General features: G+C 63.3%; 23 protein-coding genes and 1 pseudogene. 12 read left to right on the top strand and 12 right to left on the bottom strand.

Annotated features, from left to right (window positions below; translation table 11 throughout):
* Positions 1-469: 469 nt before the first annotated feature.
* On the bottom strand, positions 470-1468 hold the full coding sequence (locus ACFO3E_RS04345; RefSeq protein WP_380802718.1) for a 50S ribosomal protein L11 methyltransferase: 999 nt from the start codon (positions 1466-1468) through the stop codon (positions 470-472).
* A 189-nt stretch (positions 1469-1657) separates the two neighbouring features.
* A complete protein-coding gene (locus ACFO3E_RS04340; protein WP_066524856.1) occupies positions 1658-2989 on the bottom strand; it encodes a methyl-accepting chemotaxis protein in 1332 nt (443 codons plus the stop codon).
* A gap of 168 nt (positions 2990-3157) precedes the next feature.
* Here ACFO3E_RS04340 and sdhC point away from each other — a divergent pair, with 168 nt between their 5' ends.
* The 8 genes from sdhC to aat all read left to right on the top strand — a co-directional run bounded on the left by sdhC (position 3158) and on the right by aat (position 8808).
* Positions 3158-3553: a succinate dehydrogenase, cytochrome b556 subunit gene (gene sdhC, locus ACFO3E_RS04335; protein ID WP_066524854.1), complete on the top strand. Its 396-nt coding sequence runs from the start codon at positions 3158-3160 to the stop codon at positions 3551-3553.
* Complete coding sequence (sdhD, locus tag ACFO3E_RS04330; protein ID WP_066524852.1) at positions 3553-3942, top strand: succinate dehydrogenase, hydrophobic membrane anchor protein; 390 nt, start codon at positions 3553-3555, stop codon at positions 3940-3942. Before sdhC ends, sdhD begins: the two co-directional genes overlap by 1 nt.
* Entirely contained in the window at positions 3942-5744 is a 1803-nt protein-coding gene (gene sdhA / locus ACFO3E_RS04325) for a succinate dehydrogenase flavoprotein subunit (RefSeq protein WP_066524850.1), read from the top strand. Before sdhD ends, sdhA begins: the two co-directional genes overlap by 1 nt.
* Before the next feature lie 125 nt (positions 5745-5869).
* On the top strand, positions 5870-6289 hold the full coding sequence (locus ACFO3E_RS04320; protein ID WP_066524849.1) for a GFA family protein: 420 nt from the start codon (positions 5870-5872) through the stop codon (positions 6287-6289).
* 130 nt (positions 6290-6419) lie between these two features.
* Positions 6420-6779, top strand: a complete 360-nt coding sequence (locus ACFO3E_RS04315; RefSeq protein WP_380802746.1) for an ArsR/SmtB family transcription factor — start codon at positions 6420-6422, stop codon at positions 6777-6779.
* Positions 6776-7444, top strand: coding sequence for an MIP/aquaporin family protein (locus ACFO3E_RS04310; RefSeq protein ID WP_380802713.1), 669 nt, complete (start codon positions 6776-6778; stop codon positions 7442-7444). Before ACFO3E_RS04315 ends, ACFO3E_RS04310 begins: the two co-directional genes overlap by 4 nt.
* Positions 7437-7847: an arsenate reductase (glutaredoxin) gene (gene arsC / locus ACFO3E_RS04305; RefSeq protein WP_380802711.1), complete on the top strand. Its 411-nt coding sequence runs from the start codon at positions 7437-7439 to the stop codon at positions 7845-7847. The genes ACFO3E_RS04310 and arsC overlap by 8 nt, the downstream gene beginning before the upstream one ends.
* A gap of 208 nt (positions 7848-8055) precedes the next feature.
* A complete protein-coding gene (gene aat / locus ACFO3E_RS04300; protein ID WP_380802709.1) occupies positions 8056-8808 on the top strand; it encodes a leucyl/phenylalanyl-tRNA--protein transferase in 753 nt (250 codons plus the stop codon).
* A gap of 35 nt (positions 8809-8843) precedes the next feature.
* On the opposite strand, the pseudogene ACFO3E_RS04295 reads toward aat, so the two are convergent.
* The 4 genes and pseudogenes from ACFO3E_RS04295 to ACFO3E_RS04280 form a co-directional block, all read right to left on the bottom strand.
* Positions 8844-9014: pseudogene (locus tag ACFO3E_RS04295) on the bottom strand (DUF2155 domain-containing protein); the annotation flags it as partial.
* Between the two features lie 245 nt (positions 9015-9259).
* The gene (locus tag ACFO3E_RS04290; RefSeq protein ID WP_066524833.1) at positions 9260-9658 is read right to left on the bottom strand and encodes an NADH:ubiquinone oxidoreductase subunit NDUFA12; all 399 of its coding nucleotides are present in this window, start codon (positions 9656-9658) and stop codon (positions 9260-9262) included.
* A gap of 50 nt (positions 9659-9708) precedes the next feature.
* On the bottom strand, positions 9709-10236 hold the full coding sequence (locus ACFO3E_RS04285) for a DUF192 domain-containing protein (RefSeq protein WP_066524830.1): 528 nt from the start codon (positions 10234-10236) through the stop codon (positions 9709-9711).
* A gap of 83 nt (positions 10237-10319) precedes the next feature.
* Positions 10320-10841, bottom strand: a complete 522-nt coding sequence (locus ACFO3E_RS04280) for a regulatory protein RecX (protein WP_066524826.1) — start codon at positions 10839-10841, stop codon at positions 10320-10322.
* A gap of 200 nt (positions 10842-11041) precedes the next feature.
* Here ACFO3E_RS04280 and ACFO3E_RS04275 point away from each other — a divergent pair, with 200 nt between their 5' ends.
* Positions 11042-12763, top strand: coding sequence for a fatty acyl-AMP ligase (locus ACFO3E_RS04275; protein ID WP_197486329.1), 1722 nt, complete (start codon positions 11042-11044; stop codon positions 12761-12763).
* Positions 12764-12934: 171 nt separating this feature from the next.
* Here the strand turns inward: ACFO3E_RS04275 and ACFO3E_RS04270 are convergent, their stop codons facing one another.
* The 5 genes from ACFO3E_RS04270 to cysS form a co-directional block, all read right to left on the bottom strand.
* Positions 12935-13684: a ParA family protein gene (locus tag ACFO3E_RS04270; RefSeq protein WP_066524824.1), complete on the bottom strand. Its 750-nt coding sequence runs from the start codon at positions 13682-13684 to the stop codon at positions 12935-12937.
* A gap of 117 nt (positions 13685-13801) precedes the next feature.
* On the bottom strand, positions 13802-14527 hold the full coding sequence (locus ACFO3E_RS04265; RefSeq protein ID WP_066524823.1) for a cupin domain-containing protein: 726 nt from the start codon (positions 14525-14527) through the stop codon (positions 13802-13804).
* Between the two features lie 240 nt (positions 14528-14767).
* Positions 14768-16138, bottom strand: a complete 1371-nt coding sequence (locus ACFO3E_RS04260) for a class II 3-deoxy-7-phosphoheptulonate synthase (RefSeq protein WP_066524818.1) — start codon at positions 16136-16138, stop codon at positions 14768-14770.
* 103 nt (positions 16139-16241) lie between these two features.
* Positions 16242-16595: a Rap1a/Tai family immunity protein gene (locus ACFO3E_RS04255; RefSeq protein ID WP_197486309.1), complete on the bottom strand. Its 354-nt coding sequence runs from the start codon at positions 16593-16595 to the stop codon at positions 16242-16244.
* Between the two features lie 107 nt (positions 16596-16702).
* On the bottom strand, positions 16703-18220 hold the full coding sequence (cysS, locus tag ACFO3E_RS04250) for a cysteine--tRNA ligase (RefSeq protein WP_066524817.1): 1518 nt from the start codon (positions 18218-18220) through the stop codon (positions 16703-16705).
* Positions 18221-18537: 317 nt separating this feature from the next.
* On the opposite strand from cysS, the gene ACFO3E_RS04245 reads away from it, so the two are divergent.
* From ACFO3E_RS04245 to ACFO3E_RS04235, 3 genes are all read left to right on the top strand, one after another.
* The gene (locus tag ACFO3E_RS04245; RefSeq protein ID WP_066528696.1) at positions 18538-19248 is read left to right on the top strand and encodes a Bax inhibitor-1/YccA family protein; all 711 of its coding nucleotides are present in this window, start codon (positions 18538-18540) and stop codon (positions 19246-19248) included.
* Positions 19249-19250: 2 nt separating this feature from the next.
* Positions 19251-19541: a TFIIB-type zinc ribbon-containing protein gene (locus ACFO3E_RS04240; RefSeq protein WP_066528694.1), complete on the top strand. Its 291-nt coding sequence runs from the start codon at positions 19251-19253 to the stop codon at positions 19539-19541.
* A gap of 94 nt (positions 19542-19635) precedes the next feature.
* Entirely contained in the window at positions 19636-21093 is a 1458-nt protein-coding gene (locus ACFO3E_RS04235) for a mannose-1-phosphate guanylyltransferase/mannose-6-phosphate isomerase (RefSeq protein WP_066524806.1), read from the top strand.
* 105 nt (positions 21094-21198) lie between these two features.
* On the opposite strand, the gene polA is transcribed toward ACFO3E_RS04235, so the two are convergent.
* Positions 21199-23985 (bottom strand): DNA polymerase I, encoded by a 2787-nt coding sequence (gene polA, locus ACFO3E_RS04230; protein ID WP_066524805.1) that lies wholly within the window; start codon positions 23983-23985, stop codon positions 21199-21201.
* Positions 23986-24063: the final 78 nt, after the last annotated feature.

The following is a 24063-nucleotide window of genomic DNA, read 5'->3' as shown; positions in this document are numbered from 1 at the left end:
GTGCCATCGCCGGCTAAGACAACGCCGTCCAAACTCGGCTCGGACCATCTATCAACCAGAGCAACGAAGACGTTTCCACACAGCCTGGGTCGTTAGCCGATAACTCTATCGTCATGCCGGCCTTGAGCCGGCATCCCGCTTTCTCTGTTTGGCAATATTAAGCGGGACCCCGGATCAGGTCCGGGGTGATGAAGAACTGGCGACTGTCATTGGTCGGGAGGAGACGGCCCTTGCCCCCTCGCGCTGCGGCTCTGGAAGCGTATGCGCAATGGGAAGGGGCGCTAATGTCCTTCGACAAGCTCAGGACGAACGGGGATCGTGCGCAGAGACATTCGGCTGCCTCCAACTCAGCCGGCTCCCTGAATCGGGATATTGATTGTTCCCCATAGCCCGGAGCAAGGCTGAGGTGGCTAGGAGCATTCGGCAGCTGGCCGGGGCCGCCTATCGGCGTTGCTAAAAACAAACGAGCTTACAAACTCCCGAATCCCGGCGCTTCGCCTCGGGCTTGGCTGTCGATGCGTTTTGGGCGTTTCCAGCCGATGCGGGGGCGTTTGCGTAGGCGCAGGGTGGGCCAGTCGCCGTGGTCGGTGCGTTCGGCGAGGCGCATGCCTTGGGAGCGGTAGGCGGCGAGGACGGCGTCGGCCTGTTCGTTCAGCAATCCGGCGAGGAGGATGGTGCCGCCTTCCTCCACCATCGCGCAGAGCGAGGGGGCGAGTTCGATCAGCGGGCCTGCCAGGATGTTGGCGATCAAAAGGTCGTAAGGCGCGCGGGTGGCAATGGCGGGATGATCGACGCCAGCGGCGGTGTAGAGGGCCAGCTGTCCCAAGCCCCTGCCCACGGTCATGCGGTTGGCGGCGGCATTTTCTGCGCTGATCTGGACAGCGACGGGATCGATATCCGACGCGGTCGCATAGGCGCGGGGCCAGAGATGCAGGGCGGCGAAGGCGAGCAAGCCGGTGCCGGTCCCGATGTCGGCGACATTGCCGAAACGCATGCCGATCCGGCGCATGCGGTCGAGCATCAGGAGGCAGCCTCCGGTGGTTTCATGCTGGCCGGTGCCGAAGGCGCGGCTCGCCTCGATCAGGAAATTGACATGGCCGGGCTGTTCAGGATCGGTGGCGAGGTTGCGGACGTGGAAGCGGCCTGCGGTGACGGGTTCGAGGCCCTGCTGGCTCAGCGTCACCCAATCTTCGTCGGGAAGCTTTTCGATCTGCGGTTTGGCGCCGGCGGCGCTGGGGACCAGAGTGCGGATGAGCTTGATGGCGGCGGGGCTTGGCTCGCCTTCGAAATAGGCGTCGAGGCGCCAAGCATTTTCATCATCGGGCGCGGCTTCGCTGGTCATCAGGACCGGCGGTTTGTCCATGAGCGCGAAGGCCGCGATGTCGCCGTCGATCGCCTCCGCCTCCGCGCGGGTGCAGGGCAGGGTGACTTTCCAGCTTTGGGCGGTGGGAGAGGCAGCGTCGGTCATGGCGCGGCCTTTAGAACTTTGATGGGGAGAGGGGAAGCGGGTGCGTTGTCCGGTCGTGTGACGTCCGGCGCGACTTGGGGCGGGCATGGGCGGGGGAAGCGTGTTTCTGTGGTGCTGAAGAACAAGCGCCGCTTACGTCCCCTACCTTGCAAGGGAGGGGTGATATAGGGCGGCGTCGCCCGGTCGCTCTCAGGCCACCTGGCGGCCGAAGTCGGAGGAGGCGGCGCGGAGGCTGGCGAGTTTGCCTTCGACGCTCATGAAGCCGCGTTCGAGCTGGTCGATTTCGGAGGCGACGACTTCCGTATCCTGGCGGATGGCGGAGATGGTGCCCGACATCGAATCGGCGGCGAGCGCGGTTTCATCGACGGCGGCGGTGATCATGGTGACGGTTTGCGCCTGGGCATCCATGGCGTGGCGGATGCGGTCGGCGCTGGATTGCACTTCGCCCACCGTGTCGCGGATGCGTTCGTTGGTTTCGACCGACTGGCGGGTGGATGCCTGGATATCGGCGATCTTGCCCGCGATTTCGTCGGTGGCGCGGGCGGTCTGGTTCGCGAGGCTCTTTACCTCCTGCGCGACGACGGCAAAGCCCCGGCCTGCGTCGCCCGCGCGGGCGGCTTCGATCGTGGCGTTGAGGGCGAGCAGGTTGGTCTGGCCCGCAATGTCGCGGATGAGGCCGAGGATCGATTCGATCGACTTGGCATGTTCCGATAGGGTGGCGGACATGGTGACCGCGTCGCCCGACTGGCGGGCGGCGCGCTGCGCCACGTCGGCGGCGCTTTCGACTTCGGTGCGGGCATCCTCAATCGCGCGGATGAGGCCGGCGGAGGTGCGGGCGGCTTCGCGCATGGCGATGGCCGACTGTTCGGCGGCGGCGGCGACTTCCGACGCCTTGCCCAACATGCCGCGCGTGGCGGCGGAGGCGTCCTTCGCCTGTTCCCGGAGCGATTCGCCGAGCTGCGAGGCGCCGTCGATTTCGCCCATGATGCGCTGTTCGAACAGCGTGCTGATCCGCTGGCGCTCATCGCGCTGCGCCTCTGCTTCATCGCCCGCGAAAGCGTTGGTCATCATGCTGGCATCGACCATGCTGACCATCGTGATGACATTCACGAGGCGCTGGCGCGTCGTATCATCGGCGGCCTTTTGCCAGATCATGCTGTTAATCTGCTTGTTGGCTTCGGACACGGCGGTCAGCACCACGCCCAGCGGCAGGTTGCGCTTGCGCGCCAGCCGGACGCAGGCGATGCAGGAGCCCGCCCAGCTGCCCGCTTCGTAAAAGCTCAGCTTCTGCCGCACATATTCATGGGCCTCCGTCTCGATCTTCGCGATCGTCGAGGCGGCCAGGGTACTGCGCAGATGCGACTGTTCCATATAGCTGTCGAAGAAAGTGCGGGCGGCGGCAGACGCGCCGTCGCCGATCAGGTCGCGGATTTCCCGAAGCCCCGCGGCCAATTCACCGGTGGGATCGATCTCCGCCATACTGGCGATCATTGCGCTCTTCGATGCGGCGACGGACGTCATAAGCGGCAAACCTCAATTCTCTTGTTTGTCCGCCGGGTGATAGCGCGATCTGGTTAATCAGTTCTTAGCCGCGATCGATCGGGCGCGGGGAGCGGGCGGCTTGCCCTCTTGACCGTTCGCTCCTAAGGGGACGGGAATCAGGGACAAGCATCAGGGACGTAGGTAGATATGGCGCGAACCACGAGCCGGCCGCTCTCGCCGCATTTGACGATCTGGAAATGGGGGCCAGCGATGGCGATCTCCATCCTGCACCGGGTGACCGGCAACGGTCTTGCCACCGTTGGAATTCTGGGCGTGGTTTGGTGGCTGATGGCGATCGCCATGGGTCCGGACGCCTATGCGACCTTCGTCAAATGCGCGACTTCGCCCTTCGGCTATCTGGTGATGATCGGCATCAGCTGGTTCTTCTTCCAGCATATGATGTCGGGCCTGCGCCACTTCGTGCTCGACATGGGCGCGGGTTATGAGTTGAACACGAACAAGACCTGGTCGCTGGTGATCCCGGTCCTGTCGATCCTTGCGACCGTGGCGCTGTGGGCCACCATCTTTTCGGGGAAAATCTGATGGGAACGGGAACCGGAATCGGCCGCGTCCGTGGCCTTGGATCGGCGCGCCATGGTGCGCATCACTGGCTGGCGCAGCGCTATACCGCCGTTGGCAATCTGCTGCTGGTGCTGTGGCTGATCTTCAGCCTGGTGAGCCTGCCGGGGCTGGATTATGAGAGCGTCCGCAACTGGATCGCCAATCCGCTGGTGGCCGTGCCGTTGATGCTGATGCTGGTCAGCGTCTTTTACCATCTGCGTCTGGGCATGCAGGTGATGCTGGAGGATTATGTTCACGACAAGGGGCTGAACTTCTTCTGCATCCTGCTGCTGAACTTCTACACCATCGCTGGCGCCGCCGCTGGTATCTTCGCGATCGCCAAGATCGCCTTCACGGGGATCGTCAAGTAATGAGCGAAGCCTACAAGATCATCGATCATACCTATGACACGGTCGTGGTGGGCGCGGGCGGTTCGGGCCTGCGCGCGACCATGGGCAGCGCCGAAGCGGGCCTGAAGACCGCCTGCATCACCAAGCTGTTCCCGACCCGCAGCCACACGGTCGCCGCGCAGGGCGGCATCGCGGCTTCGCTGGGCAACAATTCGCCGGACCACTGGACCTGGCACATGTACGACACCGTGAAGGGGTCGGACTGGCTGGGCGACCAGGACGCGATCGAATATATGGTGCGTGAAGCGCCCGCAGCCGTCATCGAGCTGGAACATGCGGGCGTGCCGTTCAGCCGCAACGAGAACGGCACCATCTACCAGCGTCCCTTCGGCGGCCACATGCAGAATATGGGCGCAGGCCCGCCGGTGCAGCGCACCTGCGCCGCCGCCGACCGTACGGGCCACGCGATGCTGCATGCTCTGTATCAGCAGAGCCTGAAGTATGACGCGGACTTCTACATCGAATATTTCGCGATCGACCTCATCATGGAAAATGGTGAGTGCCGCGGCGTCATCGCCATCTGCATGGAAGATGGATCGATCCACCGCTTCCGTTCGAAGGCCGTGGTGCTGGCGACCGGCGGCTATGGCCGTGCCTATTTCTCCGCCACCTCGGCGCATAGCTGCACCGGCGACGGCGGCGGCATGGTGCTGCGCGCGGGCCTGCCGCTCCAGGACCTGGAGTTCGTGCAGTTCCACCCGACCGGCATCTACGGCGCGGGCGTGCTGATCACCGAAGGCGCGCGCGGCGAGGGCGGCTACCTCACCAACTCCGAAGGCGAGCGCTTCATGGAGCGCTATGCCCCCTCGGCGAAGGATCTAGCGTCGCGTGACGTCGTGTCGCGCTCGATGGCGATGGAAATGCGCGAAGGGCGTGGCGTGGGTCCGAACAAGGACCACATCTTCCTGCACCTCGATCATATCGATCCCAAGGTGCTGGCCGAGCGTTTGCCGGGCATCACCGAGAGCGGCAAGATTTTCGCGGGCGTCGATCTGACCCGTCAGCCGCTGCCGGTGACGCCGACCGTTCACTATAATATGGGCGGCATCCCCTGTAACTATCATGGCCAGGTGGTGACGAAGGTCGGCGACGATCCCGAAGTCGTGGTGCCGGGCCTCTATGCGGTCGGCGAAGCGGCCTGCGTGTCGGTGCATGGCGCGAACCGCCTGGGCTCCAACTCGCTGATCGACCTTGTCGTGTTCGGCCGTGCGACCGGCCTGCACCTTAAGGAAACGATCAAGCCCAACGGCTCGCATCGTCCGCTGCCCAAGGATGCGGCCGATCTGGCGCTTAGCCGCCTCGACCATTATCGCAACGCCAAGGGCGGTTCGCCGACGGCGAAGATCCGTCTGGAAATGCAGCATACTATGCAGAAGCATGCCGCTGTGTTCCGCGACAGCGCGCTGCTGGGCGAGGGCGTCACCAAGATGGCGCAGGTCAATGCCAGCATGCAGGATGTCGGCGTGTCCGACCGCTCGCTGATCTGGAACACCGACCTTATCGAGACGCTGGAGCTGGACAACCTGATGTCCCAGGCGGTCTGCACCATGGTCAGCGCGGAAAACCGCAAGGAAAGCCGCGGCGCGCATGCGCATGAGGATTTCCCGAACCGCGACGACGACAATTGGATGAAGCACACCGTCAGCTGGTTCGAAGGCTGGGGCGGCAAGGGCGGCAAGGTGTCGCTCGATTACCGCCCGGTGCACGACTATACGCTCACGGACGAGGCGGAATATATCAAGCCCAAGGCGCGCGTCTATTAAGACGCTGCGCCAGGTAAAATGATGAAGGGCGGGCTGCGAGGCTCGCCCTTTTGTTTGGCGGAACGGTCTTGCGCGGTCCCCGGCGAGGGGAATAAAATAGCGTGAGGCAGGTGAGGGGTCATAGAATGGCTGATGCGCACAGACAGGGCGGCCAGTGCCATTGCGGCGCGGTGCGGTTCGAAGTCGAGTTGAGCGATGGCCTCAACAGCGCACGCCGGTGTACCTGTTCCTACTGCCGGATGCGGGGCGCGATCGCTGTTTCGGCTAAGGTCGGCGGGCTCGATATCGTTCGCGGCGAGGATGTTCTGACGAGCTATCGGTTCAATACAGGATCGGCGCAGCACTTCTTCTGCTCCCGATGCGGCATCTACACGCACCACCAGCGACGGTCGAACCCCGGCGAATATGGGGTGAACGTCGCCTGCCTCGATGGCGTGAGCCCGTTCGACTTTTCGGAAGTGCCGGTGATGGATGGGATCAACCATCCAACGGACAGTGGCGTGGTGCGGCGCGTAGGGACGCTTCGCTTCATTCCTGTTGATTGAGCGTGGGGGCGCTGCGTGAGCGAGCGCAGAGTCCATTCCATCTTGATCCAAAGCGGCCATTGCCACGCATCGAATAGTTCGATATTTCGGATATGATCGAAATATCGAACTAAGGATTTCGCCGTTGAACATGCCTGAACAGGTGGGGTTGCCTGATGCGGTCGGAGCGCTTTCGGCGCTGGCGCATGGCCACAGGCTGGCTGTGTTCCGCCTGCTGGTGCGCGCAGGCGCGGAAGGTGTGGCCGCCGGAGAGATATCGCGCGAAGTGGGGGTGTTGCCCAGCACGCTCTCAACCCATCTGAACATTTTAGGACATGCAGGTCTGGTCCAGTCCCGCCGCGAAGGCCGGTCGGTGATCTACTCTGCTGATTTTAAAGGGATGCGCGATCTTCTCAGCTTCCTCGTGTCGGACTGTTGCGGAGGGCGGCCCGAGATATGCGCGCCACTGGCGGAAATCGCCGAAGCCGCCCAATGTTGCCCGCCCCGATGAGCTTTGCTCGAAATATCGCCGCCGAGGCGTTGGGAACGGCGATGCTGCTGGCGGTCGTCGTCGGTTCCGGCATCATGGGACAGCGGCTGGCCGCTGGTAATGATGCGATCGCGTTGCTGGGCAACACGATCGCGACAGGTGCGGGTCTCGTCGTCCTGATCCACATGTTTGCGCCGCTGTCGGGCGCACATTTCAACCCCGTGGTGACGCTGACTTTCCTGTTGCGGGGAGATACCGCGCCGCGCTTGGCGCTGTTCTACGTGGCGGCGCAATTCAATGGCGCGGTGATCGGCGTATGGGCCGCCCATGCCATGTTTGGCGAGCCGCTGTGGCAAATCTCCACCAAACTGCGCGACGGCTGGGGGCAGGGCCTTGCGGAGGCCATCGCCACTTTCGGGCTGATCGGCACGATATTGACGACGCAGCGGTCCCGGCCCGAGTTCACGCCTACCGCCGTTGGCCTTTATATCACCGCCGCTTATTGGTTCACGGCATCGACCTCCTTCGCCAATCCGGCCGTGACGCTGGCTCGCTCACTCACCGACAGCTTTGCCGGGATCGCTCTACCGTCGGTCCCCTTGTTCATCGCCAGCCAGATTGCGGGCGCGGTCGTCGCGCTTCTGGTGTTCGGCTGGCTCATCTTGGAGGAGCCGCCTCATGTCTGATACCTTTCCGATCACCATCTACCACAATCCTGCCTGCGGTACTTCGCGCAACGCACTCGCGATGATCGAAGCAGCGGCTTATGTCCCTGAGATAGTGGAATATGCCAAGGTGGGCTGGACGCGTGCCCTGCTTGAGCGGCTGTTTTCGGACATGGGCGCGTCGCCACGCGATGTCCTGCGGGGAAAGGGCACTCCCGCAGCCGAACTTGGTTTGCTGACAGATACGGTGTCAGACGATGAAATTCTTTCGGCGATGGTTGAGCATCCGATCCTGGTGAACCGCCCGATCATCGTCACCCCCAAGGGCACGAAGCTATGCCGGCCGTCCGAGATCGTATTCACGCTGCTGGATCGGGTGCCCGACACGTTCACCAAGGAAGATGGAGAAGTCGTGAGGCCCTGAGGCGGCTGCATGTTCTGACGGGCGGCTTACTGGCCGGGCGCAGTTGGTGCGGGTGTACTGCGCAACAGGCCCTCACCCCTCCCACCGCTTTGCGGCGGGTCTCTCCCTCCCCCGCGTGCGAGAGAGGTAAATCGAGAGCAGGTGCGATTGGGTTTACGACCAAAGGCCCTCTGGCGCGCTTGCGTTGGGCTCGCTAAGTCTCTGTTTGATGACGATCGATCCTCTGGTCCTGTTGCAGGCCTATTCCATCGGCGTGTTTCCCATGTCCGATGACCGGGATGCGGAGGAGGTCTATTGGATTGAGCCCAAGCGCCGCGCGATCATGCCGCTGCGTGGCTTTCACTTGTCCCATTCGCTGGCCAAGACGATCCGGCGGGACCGGTTTCGGGTCACGGCGAACCGCGACTTTGGCGGCGTCGTGTCGCTTTGTGCGCAGGCCGCGGAGGATCGGCCGTCCACCTGGATCAATCGCGAGATCGAGCGGACATATCGGCACCTGCATGAGACCGGCTTTGCCCATTCGATCGAGGTCTGGGACGGTGAGGAATTGGTCGGCGGGCTTTATGGCGTTGCGCTGGGGCAAGCCTTTTTCGGCGAAAGCATGGTGTCGCGGCGGACCGATGCGTCGAAGGTCGCGCTAGCCTGGCTCACCGGCCGGATGCTCTTTGCCGGGTTCACGCTGCTCGATTGCCAGTTCATGACCGAGCATTTGCGGTCGTTGGGCGCGATCGAGATCAGCCAGCAGGATTATCTGGGGTTGCTGGCGGGGGCGCTGGGTGACGTGCCGCTGGGGGCGGGGCGCTCCGTATTGGCGGAAGGTTCGGGAGGCTGGGCGGAGCTGGCGTTCGCGCCGCTGGCGGGTGACGCGTCGGCCGGAGGCTCGCCCTTGCTGCCGAGCTTCACTGTGCCGGGGCCGCTTTCGGGCCAGGACATCGTGCAGCTTCTGACCCAGACGTCATAGATCGGGTGCTGCACGACGTTGCGTTCGGGCCGTTCCTTGAACAGCCAGCCAGAGAAGTTGCGGCGCCATTTATTGTCGGCGGTGCTGCGTACGTCGAGTTGCACGAAGGCGCCGGTTTCCTGCACATTTTCCCAGGGCGCGGTGGTCTCGCACGCTTGGAGGCGGACGATCGCATCACCCGCGCGCAGGGCGTCGCCAGGCTGCATGGTGAGATCGGTGGTGATGCCGTTGCGCTTGTTGAGGAGGCCGATCACGGCGACCCGTTCCGCCATCGGGGTGCCGGGCAGCGCGGAGGAACCGCTGTTGCGGATCTTCTGCCCTTCGATCTTCACCGGGCCGGTCTGATTGGCGGTGGGAAGCTCATCGTCGCCGCACGCCGCCAGCATCAATAGCGAGCCGAGCAAGGGGGCAAGGGGCAGGATCGGCAGGGGCGTCCCCGCCGGACGCCGGATCATGATGCGTCGGGGCTCCACGCTTCATAATCGCCCGTGGCGCGCTGCCGCTGACCGCCTTTTTCCAGCGCGCCGGAGGGGCGGTAGGCGTTGGGCGTGCCGGTCGCGTTCGGCGTATAATCGCGTTCCCAGATGCGCGCCGGGGGCAGGAAGCTTTCCGGCGTGCCTTCGATCGTATGATGCAGCCAGCCATGCCATTCGGACGGCACGCGGCTCGCATCATTATTGCCGTTGTAGATCACCCAGCGGCGTGTGCGGCCATGCACGTCCGCGCCGCCTTCATAATAGATATTGCCCTGATGGTCTTCGCCCACCTTCTTACCCTTGCGGGAGGTGTAGAGTGCGGTGCCGATGGTCGCGCCATTCCACCAGGTGAAGATCTTGGCCAGGATTCCCATGGGCGAAGCGCTTAAGCCCGAGGCGGGTCATTGGCAAGGCGGATATGGCGTCAGCGTGCCTGCGGCGGGCAGAAATCGAGGCCGGGCCGGCTCTTGCCTGCGGGGTCGGCGCACTTGCCCCAGGAGACCCGGTCTCCTTCGGCTATGCCAAGTTCCGCCGCCCGCCCGCCGCGTAGTTCAAGGACGGCGGTGACGGGAACGCCCGCCGATACAGGTTCGCGCGAATAGGGCTGGGTATTGGCGGCGATGAAGGCGATGCTGCCGTCCGTGCGGATGAAGAGCATGTCCAGCGGGATCAGCGTGTTCTTCATCCAGAAACTGGCGGTGCGCGGCGGGTTCATCGGGAAGAGCATGCCGCCATCAGCGGCGATCGCCTTGCGGAACATGAGGCCCTGTTCCTGCTGCCTTTCGGTGACGGCGGTCTCAACGGCGAAGCGATGCGTGCCCTTGGCGGTGTGGATCGCGAGGGGGAGGAGGGCGGCCTGCTGGGTTGCGGGGGTCGAGGATTTCTCGGCCTTTGGCGCTGTAGGCGAGCAGGCGGCGAGGAGGGGGAGGAGCAGGAGGGGGAGGTGCTTCATATGATGGGAGGTACATGTTTGAGGATAGGGCGCAATCCCCCTCCCCAGCCTGTGGCTGGCCCGCCTCTCCTTGCGGGGAGGATTTAGTCGGGTTCTGGCGGTTCGCCCGGGGCGGCGTCGGTCCAGCGGCGCGCTATGTCGTAGCTGTGACCGGCGCGGAGGAAGGCGGCGATCCATTTTTCGCGCAGCTTGGGGTCGGGGCGAGTCTGAGCGTAGGGGCCGAGCCGCTTGCGGCGGGCGAAGCGATCTGCGGTGGTCCATGCCTCGCTTTGCGTATGGGCGTCGGCCTCTTCGCGGTCGGTTTCGGCTATGCCGTCCGCGCGTAGGGTTTCCGCGACGCGACGGGAGCCATAACCGCGGCGGGCGAGCGATGCGCTTTTCATGACCGCGAAGCTGCGGTCATCGACATAGCGTAGCTCGGCCAGCCGATCGACGAGCAGGTCGGGCTGTGGCGGGTCCTCGCCGCCCCAGCCGCGCTCTTGCAGCTTGCGGTTGAGATAGGCGAGCAGCTTCGCCCGGCTGGTGGCGAAACGGCCGACATAGCGCAGCGCAAGTTCGCGCAGGCTGTCGCCGTCGAGCGGCGGGCGGGGACGTTTGCCGGTCATGTCAGCGCCTTCATGGGCAATGCTTATGCAGCGCGCGCCTTGATTATGCCACAGTGGGGCCGGAATTTTACCGCGCCTTATGCTGTAGAAGACGACGCTGGAATGCAATATCCGGTGCATCCTCGCTTCAAAGATGATAGCGGGCCGCCCGGATGACAAGATTGACATTGGGTGACACCAATATGACGGGTTCGCAAAGCATGATGGCACCGACGCCGACAAATGACGCCCTTCCGCGCCGCTTCTCTGATTTCGAGACGCTGGGCGAGGCACTTGATTACGCGGCGCGGGGACAGCGGGGGCTGAATTTCCATGATGCTCGCGGTAATCTGTCGCGGCCCTATCCTTTTTCCGAACTGCGGGATGATGCGGTCGCCTGCGCTCATCGACTGATCGCCCATGGGGTGAAGCCGGAAGATCGCGTGGCGCTGGTCGCCGAGACCGGCGTGGATTTCGCGCAGCTCTTCTTTGGCATCATCTATGCGGGCGCCTGGCCGGTGCCGCTGCCGCTGCCGACCAGCTTTGGCGGCAAGGAAAGCTATATCGATCAGCTCAACGTCCAGCTGTCGAGCTGTGACCCGATGCTTTTCCTCTTCCCGAAGGAACTGGAAGAGATGGCGGGGGAATCCGGGCGGCAAAAGGCGGTCGAGAGCATCGCTTTTGAGGATTTCATCGCGCGAGACGTCGTGCCCTGCGAACTGCCGCAGGCGAAGGGCGAGGAAATCGCCTATCTTCAATATTCCAGCGGTTCGACCCGCTTCCCCCATGGTGTGGCGGTGACGCATCACGCGCTGCTGAGCAATCTCGCCGCGCATAGCCATGGTATGGAGGTTCAGGATAGCGACCGCTGCATCAGCTGGCTGCCCTGGTATCATGACATGGGTCTGGTGGGCTGCTTCCTCTCGGTCGTCGCCAACCAGGTATCGACCGACTATATGAAGACCGAGGATTTCGCCCGCCGTCCGCTGGCGTGGCTGGACCTGATCAGCCGTAACGAGGGGACCTCTATCAGCTATTCGCCGACCTTTGGTTACGACATTTGCGCACGCCGCATGTCGAGCCAGACCAAGGCAGCGGATCGCTTCGACCTGTCGCGCTGGCGCTTGGCGGGCAATGGCGCGGACATGATCCGGCCGGACGTGATGCAGAGCTTTGTCGATGCGTTCGCCGATGCGGGCTTTTCACCCAAGGCGTTCCTGCCGAGCTATGGCCTGGCCGAAGCGACGCTGGCCGTCACCATCATGCCGCCGGGCGAGGGCATCATCGTCGAGTTGGTCGAAGAAACCGACCTGTCGGGCGGCGACGCGACCGAGGGCCGTCCACAGCGCTTCCGCTCGATCGTCAATTGCGGGAAGCCCGCGCGCGACATGATCGTGGAAATCCGCGACGAGGATGGCGGCGTGCTGGGCGAGCGGCAGATTGGCAAGGTTTGGACGACCGGCCCAAGCCTGATGGTCGGCTATTTCCGAGATCAGGAGGCGACCGACGCCTGCATGCTCGACGGTTGGCTGGACACGGGCGACATGGGCTATCTTAGCGATGGCTATCTCTACATCGTCGGCCGCGCCAAGGACATGATCATCATCAACGGCAAGAATCACTGGCCGCAGGATATCGAATGGGCGGTGGAGCAACTGCCGGGCTTCAAGCAGGGCGACATCGCCGCCTTCGCCATCACCACGCCGGGTGGCGAGGAAGCGCCCGCCGTGCTGGTGCATTGCCGCACGTCCGACAATGATGAGCGCACGCGGCTGCGCGACCAGATTCGCGAGCGGGTCCGGGCGATCACCGGCATGAACTGCGTCGTCGAACTGGTGCCGCCGCGCACGCTGCCGCGCACCAGTTCGGGCAAGCTCAGCCGGTCGAAGGCGCGCAACCTTTATCTGACGGGCGAAATTCGGCCTTACGACATCGCTGCCTGAGATAGCGACGGGTCACTTTACGGCCGCTGTGCTCGTCATGCCGGATTGGCGTGGCGTGGCTCAGGGCTGTGGGGCGATGCGGTTTGCTTTGCGTCTTTTAGAGCAGGCTGCGCCATGTTTCTCGACTTCGCTCGAAACGGGAAGGCGTGTGCGAACGAAGGGCGTTGGAACCTAGCGGCTCTGCACCTGGCGTTCGATCCCCGTCCATAGATTGCCGAACGCTTGTGCCGGTGGAGAAGTGGCGGCGAAGGCGCCTAGTGGTTTGCGGCGGACGGCCATTTGTTCGACCGCGCTGGCCATGGGGATGGCAGGCCATGCGGGCTGTGCTTCTATCGCGGCGCGGTGGAGGGCGCGGCGGCGATCGACCATGGAATAGACGGGCATGATCGGCGGATGGCTGCCGCCCCGCTGGACGAGATAGCGGGCGACCTCTCCCATCGCGCGCTGAGCCAGTGGGGAGGGGATGACCGGGATCACGATCATGTCGGCGGCGCGCAGCACTTGCTCGCTGGTTTCGGTGAGGCCGGGCGGGCAATCCAGGATGATGCGGTCGTAATCCTTGCCGACAGTCTCGATCAGTTTGGCGAGCCGCTTCTTCTTGTCCATTTCCCGAAACAGATGATCGAGGCTGCGCAGGGAAGTGTCGGCGGCGATCAGGTCCAGGCCCTGAACGGTCGATGGCTGGATCAGCTTGCGGACTTCGACATCCTTGCTGAAGATCGCCTGCGCGGCGTCGCGGCTTTTGCTGTCGGTGGAGATAAGCCAGCTGGACGCGGCCTGCGGATCAAGATCCCAGAGGAGCGTCCGCCTTTTCGAAATGCAGGCGGACGCCCAGGCCAGATTGATCGCGAAGGTGGTTTTACCCACGCCCCCTTTGAGGCTGTAAACGGCGATGGTCGCCAATGCCGGATCCTTTGCCATATGCGGAGGCTATATTGCTGCACCGCAAAAGCAAGGACCCAATCACAGCATTGTTACGCCCTTGTGACGGGCTGCGCAAAGGGGGGGTATTTGCGCAGCCCGTCGGGACCGTACCCGTCAGATGGGCCGGTAAATGGCATAGACTTTCTTCACATGCTCGCGGCTGTCCCAGCTGCAATGCGCGCCCTGCTCCACCAGGAAGATATCGCCCTTGCGGAAAGTGCCCTCGCGGCCTGCGCCATCAATGAAGGTCACGTTGCCTTCGAGCAGGTACATAAGTTCATAGTGGCGATAGGCCATGGAGAGGCGGTGATAGGGCGTGGAATCCCAGGTGCCGCAGACGAATTCGCCGTCTGCTGACCGATAATCGGTGAAGTTGCGGCAGCTAGGCGTCGGGCCGACCAGCAGTTCGGCGAGGGGCGTGCCCGAGGATTCGAGCGGGGCGTCTTCATCGATGAGAATGATGGCGGGCGGGGCCTCCGGGCTGCCGTTGCGGCGCATCGCGATCAGTCGTGCGCCTTCCCGCGAGGACCAGGTGAAGCCAGTGCCCTTTGTGATGACGGCGCTCTGATTGGTGGAAAGCTGCGTGGCGCCCTCCGCGGTTTCGAGGGTGAGCGTGCCGTCGAGAAGGATGAGGAACTCGTCATCGGGCAGGCTTTGCACCCGGCCGCGGCCCTGGGGGAGGGCGATGAGGTAGATCGAGACTGCACCTTCGGGAAGGCCGAGAGCGGCGCGGCTGGTCAGGAAGGGGTCGCCATATGCTTCGGATGGGATTGCGGCGGCGCGGGCAAAAGCGCGCAGATCGTAGAAGCTGCGGGTTTCGATGGCCATGGCTTGGGTCATGAGTGGTCCTTCTTCCCTCCACGCCGGCTGCGCCTGTCGAAGTGCGCCTCCTGAAGAAAGCGGAGGGCTTCGACAAGCTCAGCCCGAACGGAGATGAGCTTGGTCTGATTGGAAGAAAGGATAGGATTATGGGGGCGAAATAATCCGCTCAAACAAAGCGGGTGCGCAGGCGATCATGCCATAAAAAATCCCGCCGCGAGCCATTCACGCGGCGGGATTGTCTATGACCGTTGCGAAGGATCAGGCCGCGACGCGGCGTTCCTTCAGTTCCTCGTTCAGCATTTCCGCAAGCAGGAAGGCGAGTTCGAGGCTCTGCGCCGCGTTGAGGCGCGGGTCGCAATGGGTGTGGTAGCGGTCGGCTAGGCCCTCATCGGTGATGGCGATGGCGCCGCCGGTGCATTCCGTCACATTCTGGCCGGTCATTTCGGCATGGATGCCGCCGCCGAAGCTGCCTTCGGCACGGTGCACGGCGAAGAAGCCGCGCACTTCGGCCAGGATGCGGTCGAACGGGCGGGTTTTGTAGCCATTGGCCGCCTTGATGACATTGCCGTGCATGGGGTCGCAGGACCAGACCACCGGATGGCCTTCGCGCAGCACCGCGCGGACCAGCTTGGGCAGGCCCGCCTCGATCTTGTCATGACCGTAGCGCGTGATGAGCGTGATGCGGCCCGCCTCGCGCGAGGGGTTCAAGATGTCGAGCAGGCGGATGAGGGCGTCGGGCTCAAGGCTCGGGCCGCACTTCATGCCGATCGGATTGCCGATGCCGCGCAGATATTCGATATGCGCCGAGCCTTCGAACCGCGTGCGGTCGCCGATCCAAAGCATGTGCGCGGACGTGTCATACCAGTCGCCGGTCAGTGAATCCTGCCGGGTCAGCGCCTGCTCATAGGGGAGCAGCAGCGCTTCATGGCTGGTGTAGAAGCTGGTTCCGCCGAGCTGCGGCACGGTTTCGGGCGACAGACCGCAGGCGCGCATGAAGTCGAGCGCCTGGCCGATCTGATCCGCCATGGCTTCGAACTTCGCGGCCCAAGGGCTGCGGCCCATGAAATCGAGCATCCAGCCATGCACGCGATCCAGGCTGGCGTAACCGCCGGTCGAGAAAGCGCGCACCAGGTTCAGCGTCGCGGCTGACTGGTTGTAGGCGCGGACCATGCGCTGCGCGTCAGGCTCGCGCGCTTCGGGCGTGAAGGCAATGTCGTTGACATTGTCGCCGCGATAGCTGGGCAGTTCCACGCCGCCGATCGTTTCGGTGTCGGCCGAGCGCGGCTTGGCGAATTGGCCTGCCATGCGGCCGACCTTCACGATCGGCAGCTTGGACGCGAATGTAAGGACCACCGCCATCTGGAGCAGCACGCGGAAGGTGTCGCGGATGTTGTTCGGGTGGAACTCCGCGAAGCTCTCGGCACAATCGCCGCCCTGCAGCAGGAAAGCCTCGCCATTGGTGACCTTGGCGAGGTCGTGCTTCAGGTTGCGCGCTTCGCCGGCAAAGACGAGCGGGGGAAACTGGCTGAGCTGCGCCTCCACGGCGGCGAGCGCCTCCGCGTCACGATAGACGGGCATCTGAATGCCCTTATGCTCCCGCCAGCTTTCCGGCGTCCACTTCGCCGCCACAGTGAGTCTCCCAAAAGATGTAAAAATAGGGGCCGCCCCTACGCTGATGAAGGGGTTAAAGCAAGTTTATAGCTGCGGGAGCGTGGGTGCTGCGAGGACAGGCTTACTTCTCGCAGGGGTAACGGCCGTTCAGCGCGACGCTGACAAGTACCGAGGCAGGCGCCTTGCGCTGGTCAGGATAGCGTTCCAGATAGGCGACGACGATGCGCCGCACGTCTTCGGCCTGCATCTGGTCGGGCCAGCAATTCGCGTGGGTTCGGCCGATGAAGACGTCTTTCTTTATGCCGTCCACCGCGCCGACGATGTAGGCCGTGCAGGCGAGCGCATATTCCGGCGCTTTGTTACGGCATTTGGTGAGCAGGGTCGTGCCGGTTTCGAACATGAAGACCTGCGTCCTGGCTGGGGGCGGCGCCGCCGCGGCGAGGCCGCTCATGATCGCCAAGATGTGCCATTTCATGGGCAGAAGGTGCGCCCTTCGCGATCTGCTGTCCAGCGGAACCGGCGCAGCGGCGGCACGGTTCGGCTTATTATGACGAAGGCGTAACGGTTTGGTAAATAAGGCTTTTACCCTATATTCAAGCGCCAGTCCCAGCGCAGAGGATCGCCGTCCATCACCTCCACGCCGCGTCCGATCAGGCCGTCCCTGATCTCGTCGGACAGCGTGAAGTCCTTTTCGGCACGGGCGGTCTGGCGGCGGTCGAGTTCCGCCTCGATCTCGTCCGGAGTGATCTGAACATCCTTGGGCTGGAGCCGCAAGTCGGCGCGGCTGAGCGTCAGCAGATTGAGGCCCAACGCCTGGTCGAAGGCGGCGATCAGGCAGAGTTTCTCATCGACGGGCACCTTCTTGAGCGCGATCGTCTCTTCAAGTAGCGGCAATGCGCGGGGCGTCATGAGGTCGTCGCTGAGCGCGGCGTCGAATTGCTCCAGTAGCGGCGCCAACTTGGGGTGCAGGTTGGCGCGTAAATAGTCGAGACGCGGTGATTGCCAGGTGACGCCTTCAGCGCGGCTCTTGAGGTTCTCGACGCCCATGACGAGGCGTTTGAGGCGCGTAAGCGCAGCGGCGACGCTTTCGCCGCTGAACTCCAGTTCGCTGCGATAATGAGCGCCGAGGCATAGCAGACGGTAGGCGAGCGGGTGCACGCCCGCGTCGATCAAGGAGAAGAGGGTGGTGAAGCCGCCCTTCGACTTGCTCATCTTGCCCTGGCGATCGACCAGGAAGTTGTTGTGCATCCACCAGCGGGCGCCGGTGAAGCCGGGCTGCGCGTCGTTGCAGCCGCAATAGGCCTGATTCTGCGCGATCTCGTTCGGGTGGTGAATTTCGCGATGGTCGATGCCGCCGGTGTGGATGTCAAACGGATGGCCGAGCCGCGCCTCGCTCATCACCGAGCATTCGAGGTGCCAGCCGGGTGCGCCCTTGCCCCAGGGGGAGTCCCATTCCATCTGGCGCTGCTCGCCGGGCGGGGATTTGCGCCAGATCGCGAAGTCGGACGGGTTGCGCTTGCCTGCGACCGGATCAATGCGGGCATGGGCAGCATCGTCGCGGCCTCCCGCCAGTGCGCCATAGTCGGGCACGGTGCTGCTGTCGAAATAGAGGCCGGTGTCGAGTTCGTAGCAATGCGCGGGTGCGATCTTCTTCGCGAATTCGATCATCTGCGGGACATAGTCGGTGGCGACGGTCCACTCACTGGGCGCGATGACGTTGAGGTCTGCGATATTCTGCTTGAAGGCGTCCGTGTAATGCGCGGCTATGTCCCAGATGCTCTTTGCCTGGGCGCGGGCGGCGGCCTCCATCTTGTCATCGCCTGCGTCGGCGTCGCTGGTGAGATGGCCGACATCGGTGATGTTGATGATGTGGGTGACGTCCAGGCCCTTCCACAACAGCGTGCGGCGCAGCGTGTCGGTGAAGACATAGGCGCGCAGATTGCCGAGATGGGCGTAGTTATAGACCGTAGGGCCGCAGCTATAGACGCGCGCGTGGTTCGCCTGAATGGGGGCGAAGGGTTCGACAGCGCGGGTCAGGCTGTTGAAGAGGCGCAGGGGAGCGTCGGCGTGCTGCTCGGCGGGGGTGAACTGGTCGCTCATGAGGCGCAGCCATGCGGCGGTTCGGGGCGGGCGTCAACCGTGGGTGATCTTGTCGAGGCCTGTCCTCCGCCTTTGTAACAAATTGTTGCTGATGGGCCGATCACTTGCGCTGAGGCGTTTCCTTACCGATATTGCTTGTGCGGGCCGGGCCCCTCTGGCGGCTGGCTTCCTGCGGGGAGCTGGTCGTGATGTCGGACCGCATCGAGTGCGCTCGGTGCAGGTTCGTGGGCTTTTGCGCCCCCCTCAAAAGCCTCACGAAGACCGCGCCGGGCCACTCGATCCAAGCAATCTGTTTTGAAGGATGGAGTTTCAACGCCGTGAACAATCCCGTTCGTACACCGAATTATGGGACGACGCAGGCGGCGCAATATGACGCCGGGCTGCGCAGTCACATGCTGGGCGTCTTCCGCAACATGGGCATCGGCCTGGTCATTACCGGCCTCGTCGCCGCCTTTATCGGCAATACGCCCGTACTAGCCGCCGCGATCTTCGGCACGCCGCTGAAGTGGGTGGCGATCTTTGCGCCGCTGGCCTTTGTGTTCTTCTTCAGCTTCCGCATCGAAAAGATGACGACTGCGGGCGCGCGGATGGCCTTCTGGGCTTTCTCGGTCGTCATGGGCGTGTCGCTGGCCAGCATCTTCCTGGTCTTTACCGGCGGCAGCATCGCCCAGGCATTCTTCTCGGCCTCGGTCATGTTCCTGGCGATGGCGCTGTGGGGCTACACCACCGGGCGTGACCTGTCGAAGATGGGCTCGTTCCTGATCATGGGCCTGATCGGTATCCTGGTCGCCAGCCTCATCAACATCTTCATCGGCTCTTCGGCCATGCAGATGGTGATTTCGATCATTGGCGTCGTGGTCTTCACCGGCCTGACTGCCTGGGACGTGCAGCGCATCAAGTCGGATTATTTCCACTATGCCGGTCATGAGGTGGCGCAGAAGATGCAGGTGATGGGCGCGCTGTCGCTGTATCTGAACTTCGTCAACCTGTTCCAGATGCTGCTCAGCCTGACTGGCGATCGGGAATAATGATGCGCACGCCTGAAGCCGTGTCGGCCATGCTCTGCCCGGTCTGTCATGTCGGACTTTCCATGACCGACCGGCAGGGGGTCGAGATCGACTTTTGCCCGCAGTGCCGCGGCGTGTGGCTGGACCGGGGTGAACTGGACAAGATCATCGAGCGGTCGGCGCAGGGAGCAGCGCCTGCCGCCCCGCCAGCCCAGCAGCAGCCGCACTATCGGCCGGATCGTGATTATCGTGACGATGGTCCCTATTATCAGAAGAAGCGCAAGAAGAGCTTCCTGGAGGAGCTGTTCGATTAAAGGAAGGACGGCCATCGCGCCGTCCTTTTTTATGTTGGAGCTATGTGCGGCGGGCGGCTAGAGGTTCGTCAGTTTCCTTTGCACGAACAGGGCTATGTCGATTTCCAGCGCCGATACTTTCCAAATTACTCCGGTCATTCTGGCTGGAGGTTCGGGCACGCGGTTGTGGCCTTTGTCACGAAAATCCTATCCCAAGCAGTTTGTGCCGCTGCTGGGCGAGACAACTCTGTTCCGTTCGGCCGCCCGGCGGTTGTCGGGGGAGAGCGAGCAATTCGCTTTCGCCCGGCCGTTGGTGCTGACCAATTCGCTGTTCCGCTTCATCATCGCCGAGCAATTGGCGCTGGAGAATATCGATCCGGCGGCGATCCTGATCGAGCCTGAAGGGCGCAACACTGCGCCCGCCATATTGGCGGCGGCGCTGCACCTGCTGACGAGCGACCCGGACGCGGTCATGCTGGTTGCGCCGTCTGACCATGTCGTGCCGGATGTGGCGGCTTTTCATGCCGCGGTGGGCAAGGGGCTGACGGCGGCGCGCGACGGCGATCTCGTGACGTTCGGCATCCGCCCGACGCGGCCGGAAACGGGCTATGGCTATCTGGAGGCGGCAGCAAAGCCCGATGGGTCCGGCCAGCCGATCAAGCTGGCGAGCTTTGTTGAGAAGCCCAACGCGGCGCGCGCAGAGGAGATGCTCGCGACGGGCAATTATCTGTGGAATGCGGGCATCTTCCTGTTTGCAGCAAAGGATCTGGTTGCCGCGTTTGAGCGTCACGCCCCCGCCATATTTGCGGCGGTGCGGGCGGCGGTGGAGCAGGCCGAAAGCGACCTGGGCTTCCTGCGGCTTGCCGCCGAGCCGTGGAGCCAGGCGGACAATATCGCGATCGACTATGCGATCATGGAGCGGGCGGAAAATCTGTCCGTCGTGCCCTATGACTCGGAATGGTCTGACCTGGGCGGCTGGGACGCGGTGTGGAGCCATTCGCAGCCGGACGAGGAGGGGGTCGCCCTGTCCGGTTCGGCGACGGCCATCGATTGCCGCGATACATTGCTGCGGTCGGAGAGCGAGGGGCTTGAGATTGTCGGTCTCGGCCTCAACAACATCGTGGCTGTCGCGATGAATGATGCGGTGCTGATCGCTGACAAATCGCGCACACAAGATGTGAAGCTTGTGGTCGAGGCATTGCAGCGCAAGGGCGCTTCACAGGCGGAAGCGTTTCCGAAGGATCACCGGCCTTGGGGATGGTATGAAAGTCTGGTCGTGGGATCGCGCTTTCAGGTGAAGCGGATCACCGTGCTCCCCGGCGCATCGCTCAGCCTGCAGAGCCATTTTCATCGTTCGGAGCATTGGATCGTCGTCGAGGGCACGGCGAAAGTGACCGTGGGCGAGGAGGTCCAACTGCTGTCCGAGAACCAGTCCGTCTATGTTCCGGTGGGAGCGGTGCACCGGATAGAAAATCCGGGGCGTATCCCGATGGTGTTCATCGAGGTGCAGACCGGGTCCTATGTGGGTGAGGACGATATCGTCCGTTATGAGGACAGATACGCGCGGAATTAAGAGTGTCGCCATCCCAGCGACCCGAAGGGCGGCGAAGCCAACGCTGGGATGGTGAAGCTACCTGCCGCCCGGGATCCCAGCTTGCGCTGGGATGACGATTGTCGGTCAGTGCGCCGCCCCCCAGCTCAGGCCGTGGCCGATATCCACGCCTAGCGGCACGCTCAATTTCACGATCGGTTCGGCGGCCCTTTCCATGACGCGGCGGATGATGGCGCTGGCTTGTTCAACCCGGCTTTCGGGCAGTTCGAAGACCAGTTCGTCATGGACCTGAAGCAGCATCTTCACATCGTGCAGCCCTTCGGCGGCCAAGGCTGGCCCCATGCGGGCCATGGCGCGCTTAATGATGTCGGCGCTGGTGCCCTGGATCGGGGCGTTGATCGCGGCGCGTTCGGCGCCCTGGCGCTCATGCTGGACCGGCGCCTTGATGCGCGGGAACCAAGTTTTCCGGCCGAACAGCGTTTCGGTGTAGCCCCGTGCGCGGGCCTTTTCGAGCGTTTCGGTGATATAGAGGCTGATGCCGGGGAAGCGCTCATAATAGCGGCTGATCATGTCCTGCGCTTCGTCGGCGCTGATCTCCAGCCGCCCGGCGAGACCCCAGCGGGAAATGCCGTAAAGGATGGCGAAGTTGATCGTCTTGGCGCGGCCACGGGTGTCGCGGTTCACCTCGCCGAACAATTGCTGGGCGGTGGCGGCGTGAATGTCCTCGCCTGCCAGGAATGCGTCGCGCAGTGCGGGAACGTCGGCGATGTGCGCGGCAAGGCGCAGTTCGATCTGGCTATAGTCCGCCGCCAGGATGACATTGCCGGGCTCGGCAACGAAGGCGTGGCGGATTTGGCGGCCGACTTCGGTGCGGATTGGGATATTCTGCAGATTGGGGTCGGTCGAGGACAAGCGGCCGGTCTGCGCGCCTGAGAGCGAGTAGCTGGTGTGGACGCGGCTGCTGTCCTTGTTGATCTGGGCTTGCAGCGCGTCGGTATAGGTGGATTTGAGCTTCGAGAGCTGGCGCCAGTCTAGAATTTTTCCGGCGATCTCCGCGCCCTGCGCCTTCAGCTGTTCCAGGATGGTGACGTCGGTCGAGTAAGCGCCGGATTTGCCCTTCTTTCCGCCCTTATACCCCATCTTGTCGAACAGGATCGCGCCCAGCTGCTGGGTCGAGCCGATGGCGAAGGGTTGGCCCGCCAAGCCGTGTATTTCACCTTCCAGCTTGGCGATTTCAGCTGTGAATTCGGCGGAGAGGCGGGACAGGGCTTCGCGATCGACCTTGATGCCTTCATGCTCCATCCTGGCGATCACGGAGACAAGCGGGCGATCGACCAGTTCATAGACGCGGGTGGCGCCTTCATTGGCGACGCGGTTTTTGAACAGCTTCCACAGGCGCAGCGTCACGTCCGCATCCTCGGCGGCATATTCGGTGGCCTTGTCGAGCGGGACTTCGGCGAAGCTGATCTGGTTCTTGCCGGTGCCGCAGACGTCCTTGAAGCTGATGCAAATGTGGTTGAGGTGGACCTTCGCTGCTTCGTCCATGCCGTGGCCTGCGAGGCTTTGGCCAGCGTCGAGGTCAAAGCTCATGACGATGGTGTCGTCATAGGGTGCGATTTCGATGCCGTGGCGGCGCATGACCGTCAGATCATATTTCAGATTCTGGCCGATCTTGAGGACGCTGTCGTCTTCGAGAAGCGGCTTCAGCTTGGCGAGGACGAGGGGGAGGGGAAGCTGTTCCGGCTTTTCCGCGAACATGTCCTTTCCGCCATGGCCTACCGGGATATAGCAGGCGGCGTTCGGCCCAACGGCGAGGCTGATCCCCACCAGCGCGCAGGATACGCAATTCAGCATGTCCGTTTCGGTATCGACGGCGACATGGCCCTGGGCATGGGCGGCGGCGATCCAGCGGTCGAGCGATTCTTCCGTCACCACCGTTTCGTAGAGGCTACGGTCTATGGGCGGCTCTTCTTCGAGAACGGGGGCCGAGGGCGGCGTGACCTCCGTAACCGCGGCGGCTGCGGTGGCGATTGCCACGGCCGCAGCGGGCGCGCCGAGGCGGGTCAACAGCGACTTGAAGCCATGATGTTCGAGGAAATTCTGCAGCGGTTCGGGCGGGATGCCCTTGAGCGTCAACTCCTCCAGCGGCTCGGGCAGGTCCATGCCATCGTGAAGCGCCACCAGCTTGCGTGACAGGCGCGCCATGTCGGCATGCTCGATCAGATTTTCCTGCATCTTCGATTTCTTCATGGCGGGCGCGGCTTCGAGCGCCGCTTCCAGGTTGCCATATTCGGTAATGAGCTTGGCCGCGGTCTTGGGGCCGATGCCGGGCACGCCGGGGACGTTATCGACGCTATCGCCCATGAGGGCCAAGACGTCGCCCAATTGCTGCGGCGGCACGCCGAACTTGGTCATGACATAGTCGGCGCCGCGCCGCTCATTCTTCATCGTGTCGTACATATCGACGCCGGGCTGGATGAGCTGCATCAGGTCTTTGTCGGAGCTGACGATGGTGACGTGCCAGCCCGCCGCTACGGCGGCCTTGGTATAGCTGGCGATGATGTCGTCGGCCTCGAACCCCGCTTCCTCGATACAGGGGAGGGAGAAGGCGCGGGTCGCGTCGCGGATCATCGGGAATTGCGGGACCAGGTCCTCCGGCGCGGGTGGGCGGTTCGCCTTATACTGGTCGTACATGTCATTGCGGAAGGTGTGGCTGCCCTTGTCCAGCACCACTGCGAGATGGGTAGGGCCTTCCGCCTTGCCCAGTTCCTCGGCCAGCTTCCAGAGCATGGTGGTATAGCCATAGACCGCGCCCACGGGCTGGCCATGCTTGTTGGTGAGCGGGGGAAGCTGGTGATAGGCGCGGAAAATATAGCCGCTGCCATCGACAAGGTAGAGATGATTCTGAGGCATGGGCGAGGGGATAGCGAGTTATCCCGAAGCGCTCCAGTGTGGTCTTTGTCCGGCCGCCCGGTGCCCGTGAAATGATAA

This window comes from Sphingobium tyrosinilyticum (genome assembly GCF_042654265.1).
Taxonomy (GTDB): domain Bacteria; phylum Pseudomonadota; class Alphaproteobacteria; order Sphingomonadales; family Sphingomonadaceae; genus Sphingobium; species Sphingobium tyrosinilyticum.
Note: the sequence above shows the minus strand (reverse complement) of the source record. Positions and strands in the feature narration are given on the sequence as shown.

Bases quoted from the DNA above. Each gene is read 5' to 3' on its own strand.
- ACFO3E_RS04345 (WP_380802718.1), bottom strand. From the start codon at position 1,468: ATGACCGACGCTGCCTCTCCCACCGCCCAAAGCTGGAAAGTCACCCTG.
- ACFO3E_RS04340 (WP_066524856.1), bottom strand. From the start codon at position 2,989: ATGACGTCCGTCGCCGCATCGAAGAGCGCAATGATCGCCAGTATGGCG.
- sdhC (WP_066524854.1), top strand. From the start codon at position 3,158: ATGGCGCGAACCACGAGCCGGCCGCTCTCGCCGCATTTGACGATCTGG.
- sdhD (WP_066524852.1), top strand. From the start codon at position 3,553: ATGGGAACGGGAACCGGAATCGGCCGCGTCCGTGGCCTTGGATCGGCG.
- sdhA (WP_066524850.1), top strand. From the start codon at position 3,942: ATGAGCGAAGCCTACAAGATCATCGATCATACCTATGACACGGTCGTG.
- ACFO3E_RS04320 (WP_066524849.1), top strand. From the start codon at position 5,870: ATGGCTGATGCGCACAGACAGGGCGGCCAGTGCCATTGCGGCGCGGTG.
- ACFO3E_RS04315 (WP_380802746.1), top strand. From the start codon at position 6,420: ATGCCTGAACAGGTGGGGTTGCCTGATGCGGTCGGAGCGCTTTCGGCG.
- ACFO3E_RS04310 (WP_380802713.1), top strand. From the start codon at position 6,776: ATGAGCTTTGCTCGAAATATCGCCGCCGAGGCGTTGGGAACGGCGATG.
- arsC (WP_380802711.1), top strand. From the start codon at position 7,437: ATGTCTGATACCTTTCCGATCACCATCTACCACAATCCTGCCTGCGGT.
- aat (WP_380802709.1), top strand. From the start codon at position 8,056: ATGACGATCGATCCTCTGGTCCTGTTGCAGGCCTATTCCATCGGCGTG.
- ACFO3E_RS04290 (WP_066524833.1), bottom strand. From the start codon at position 9,658: ATGGGAATCCTGGCCAAGATCTTCACCTGGTGGAATGGCGCGACCATC.
- ACFO3E_RS04285 (WP_066524830.1), bottom strand. From the start codon at position 10,236: ATGAAGCACCTCCCCCTCCTGCTCCTCCCCCTCCTCGCCGCCTGCTCG.
- ACFO3E_RS04280 (WP_066524826.1), bottom strand. From the start codon at position 10,841: ATGACCGGCAAACGTCCCCGCCCGCCGCTCGACGGCGACAGCCTGCGC.
- ACFO3E_RS04275 (WP_197486329.1), top strand. From the start codon at position 11,042: ATGATGGCACCGACGCCGACAAATGACGCCCTTCCGCGCCGCTTCTCT.
- ACFO3E_RS04270 (WP_066524824.1), bottom strand. From the start codon at position 13,684: ATGGCAAAGGATCCGGCATTGGCGACCATCGCCGTTTACAGCCTCAAA.
- ACFO3E_RS04265 (WP_066524823.1), bottom strand. From the start codon at position 14,527: ATGACCCAAGCCATGGCCATCGAAACCCGCAGCTTCTACGATCTGCGC.
- ACFO3E_RS04255 (WP_197486309.1), bottom strand. From the start codon at position 16,595: ATGAAATGGCACATCTTGGCGATCATGAGCGGCCTCGCCGCGGCGGCG.
- cysS (WP_066524817.1), bottom strand. From the start codon at position 18,220: ATGAGCGACCAGTTCACCCCCGCCGAGCAGCACGCCGACGCTCCCCTG.
- ACFO3E_RS04240 (WP_066528694.1), top strand. From the start codon at position 19,251: ATGCGCACGCCTGAAGCCGTGTCGGCCATGCTCTGCCCGGTCTGTCAT.
- ACFO3E_RS04235 (WP_066524806.1), top strand. From the start codon at position 19,636: ATGTCGATTTCCAGCGCCGATACTTTCCAAATTACTCCGGTCATTCTG.
- polA (WP_066524805.1), bottom strand. From the start codon at position 23,985: ATGCCTCAGAATCATCTCTACCTTGTCGATGGCAGCGGCTATATTTTC.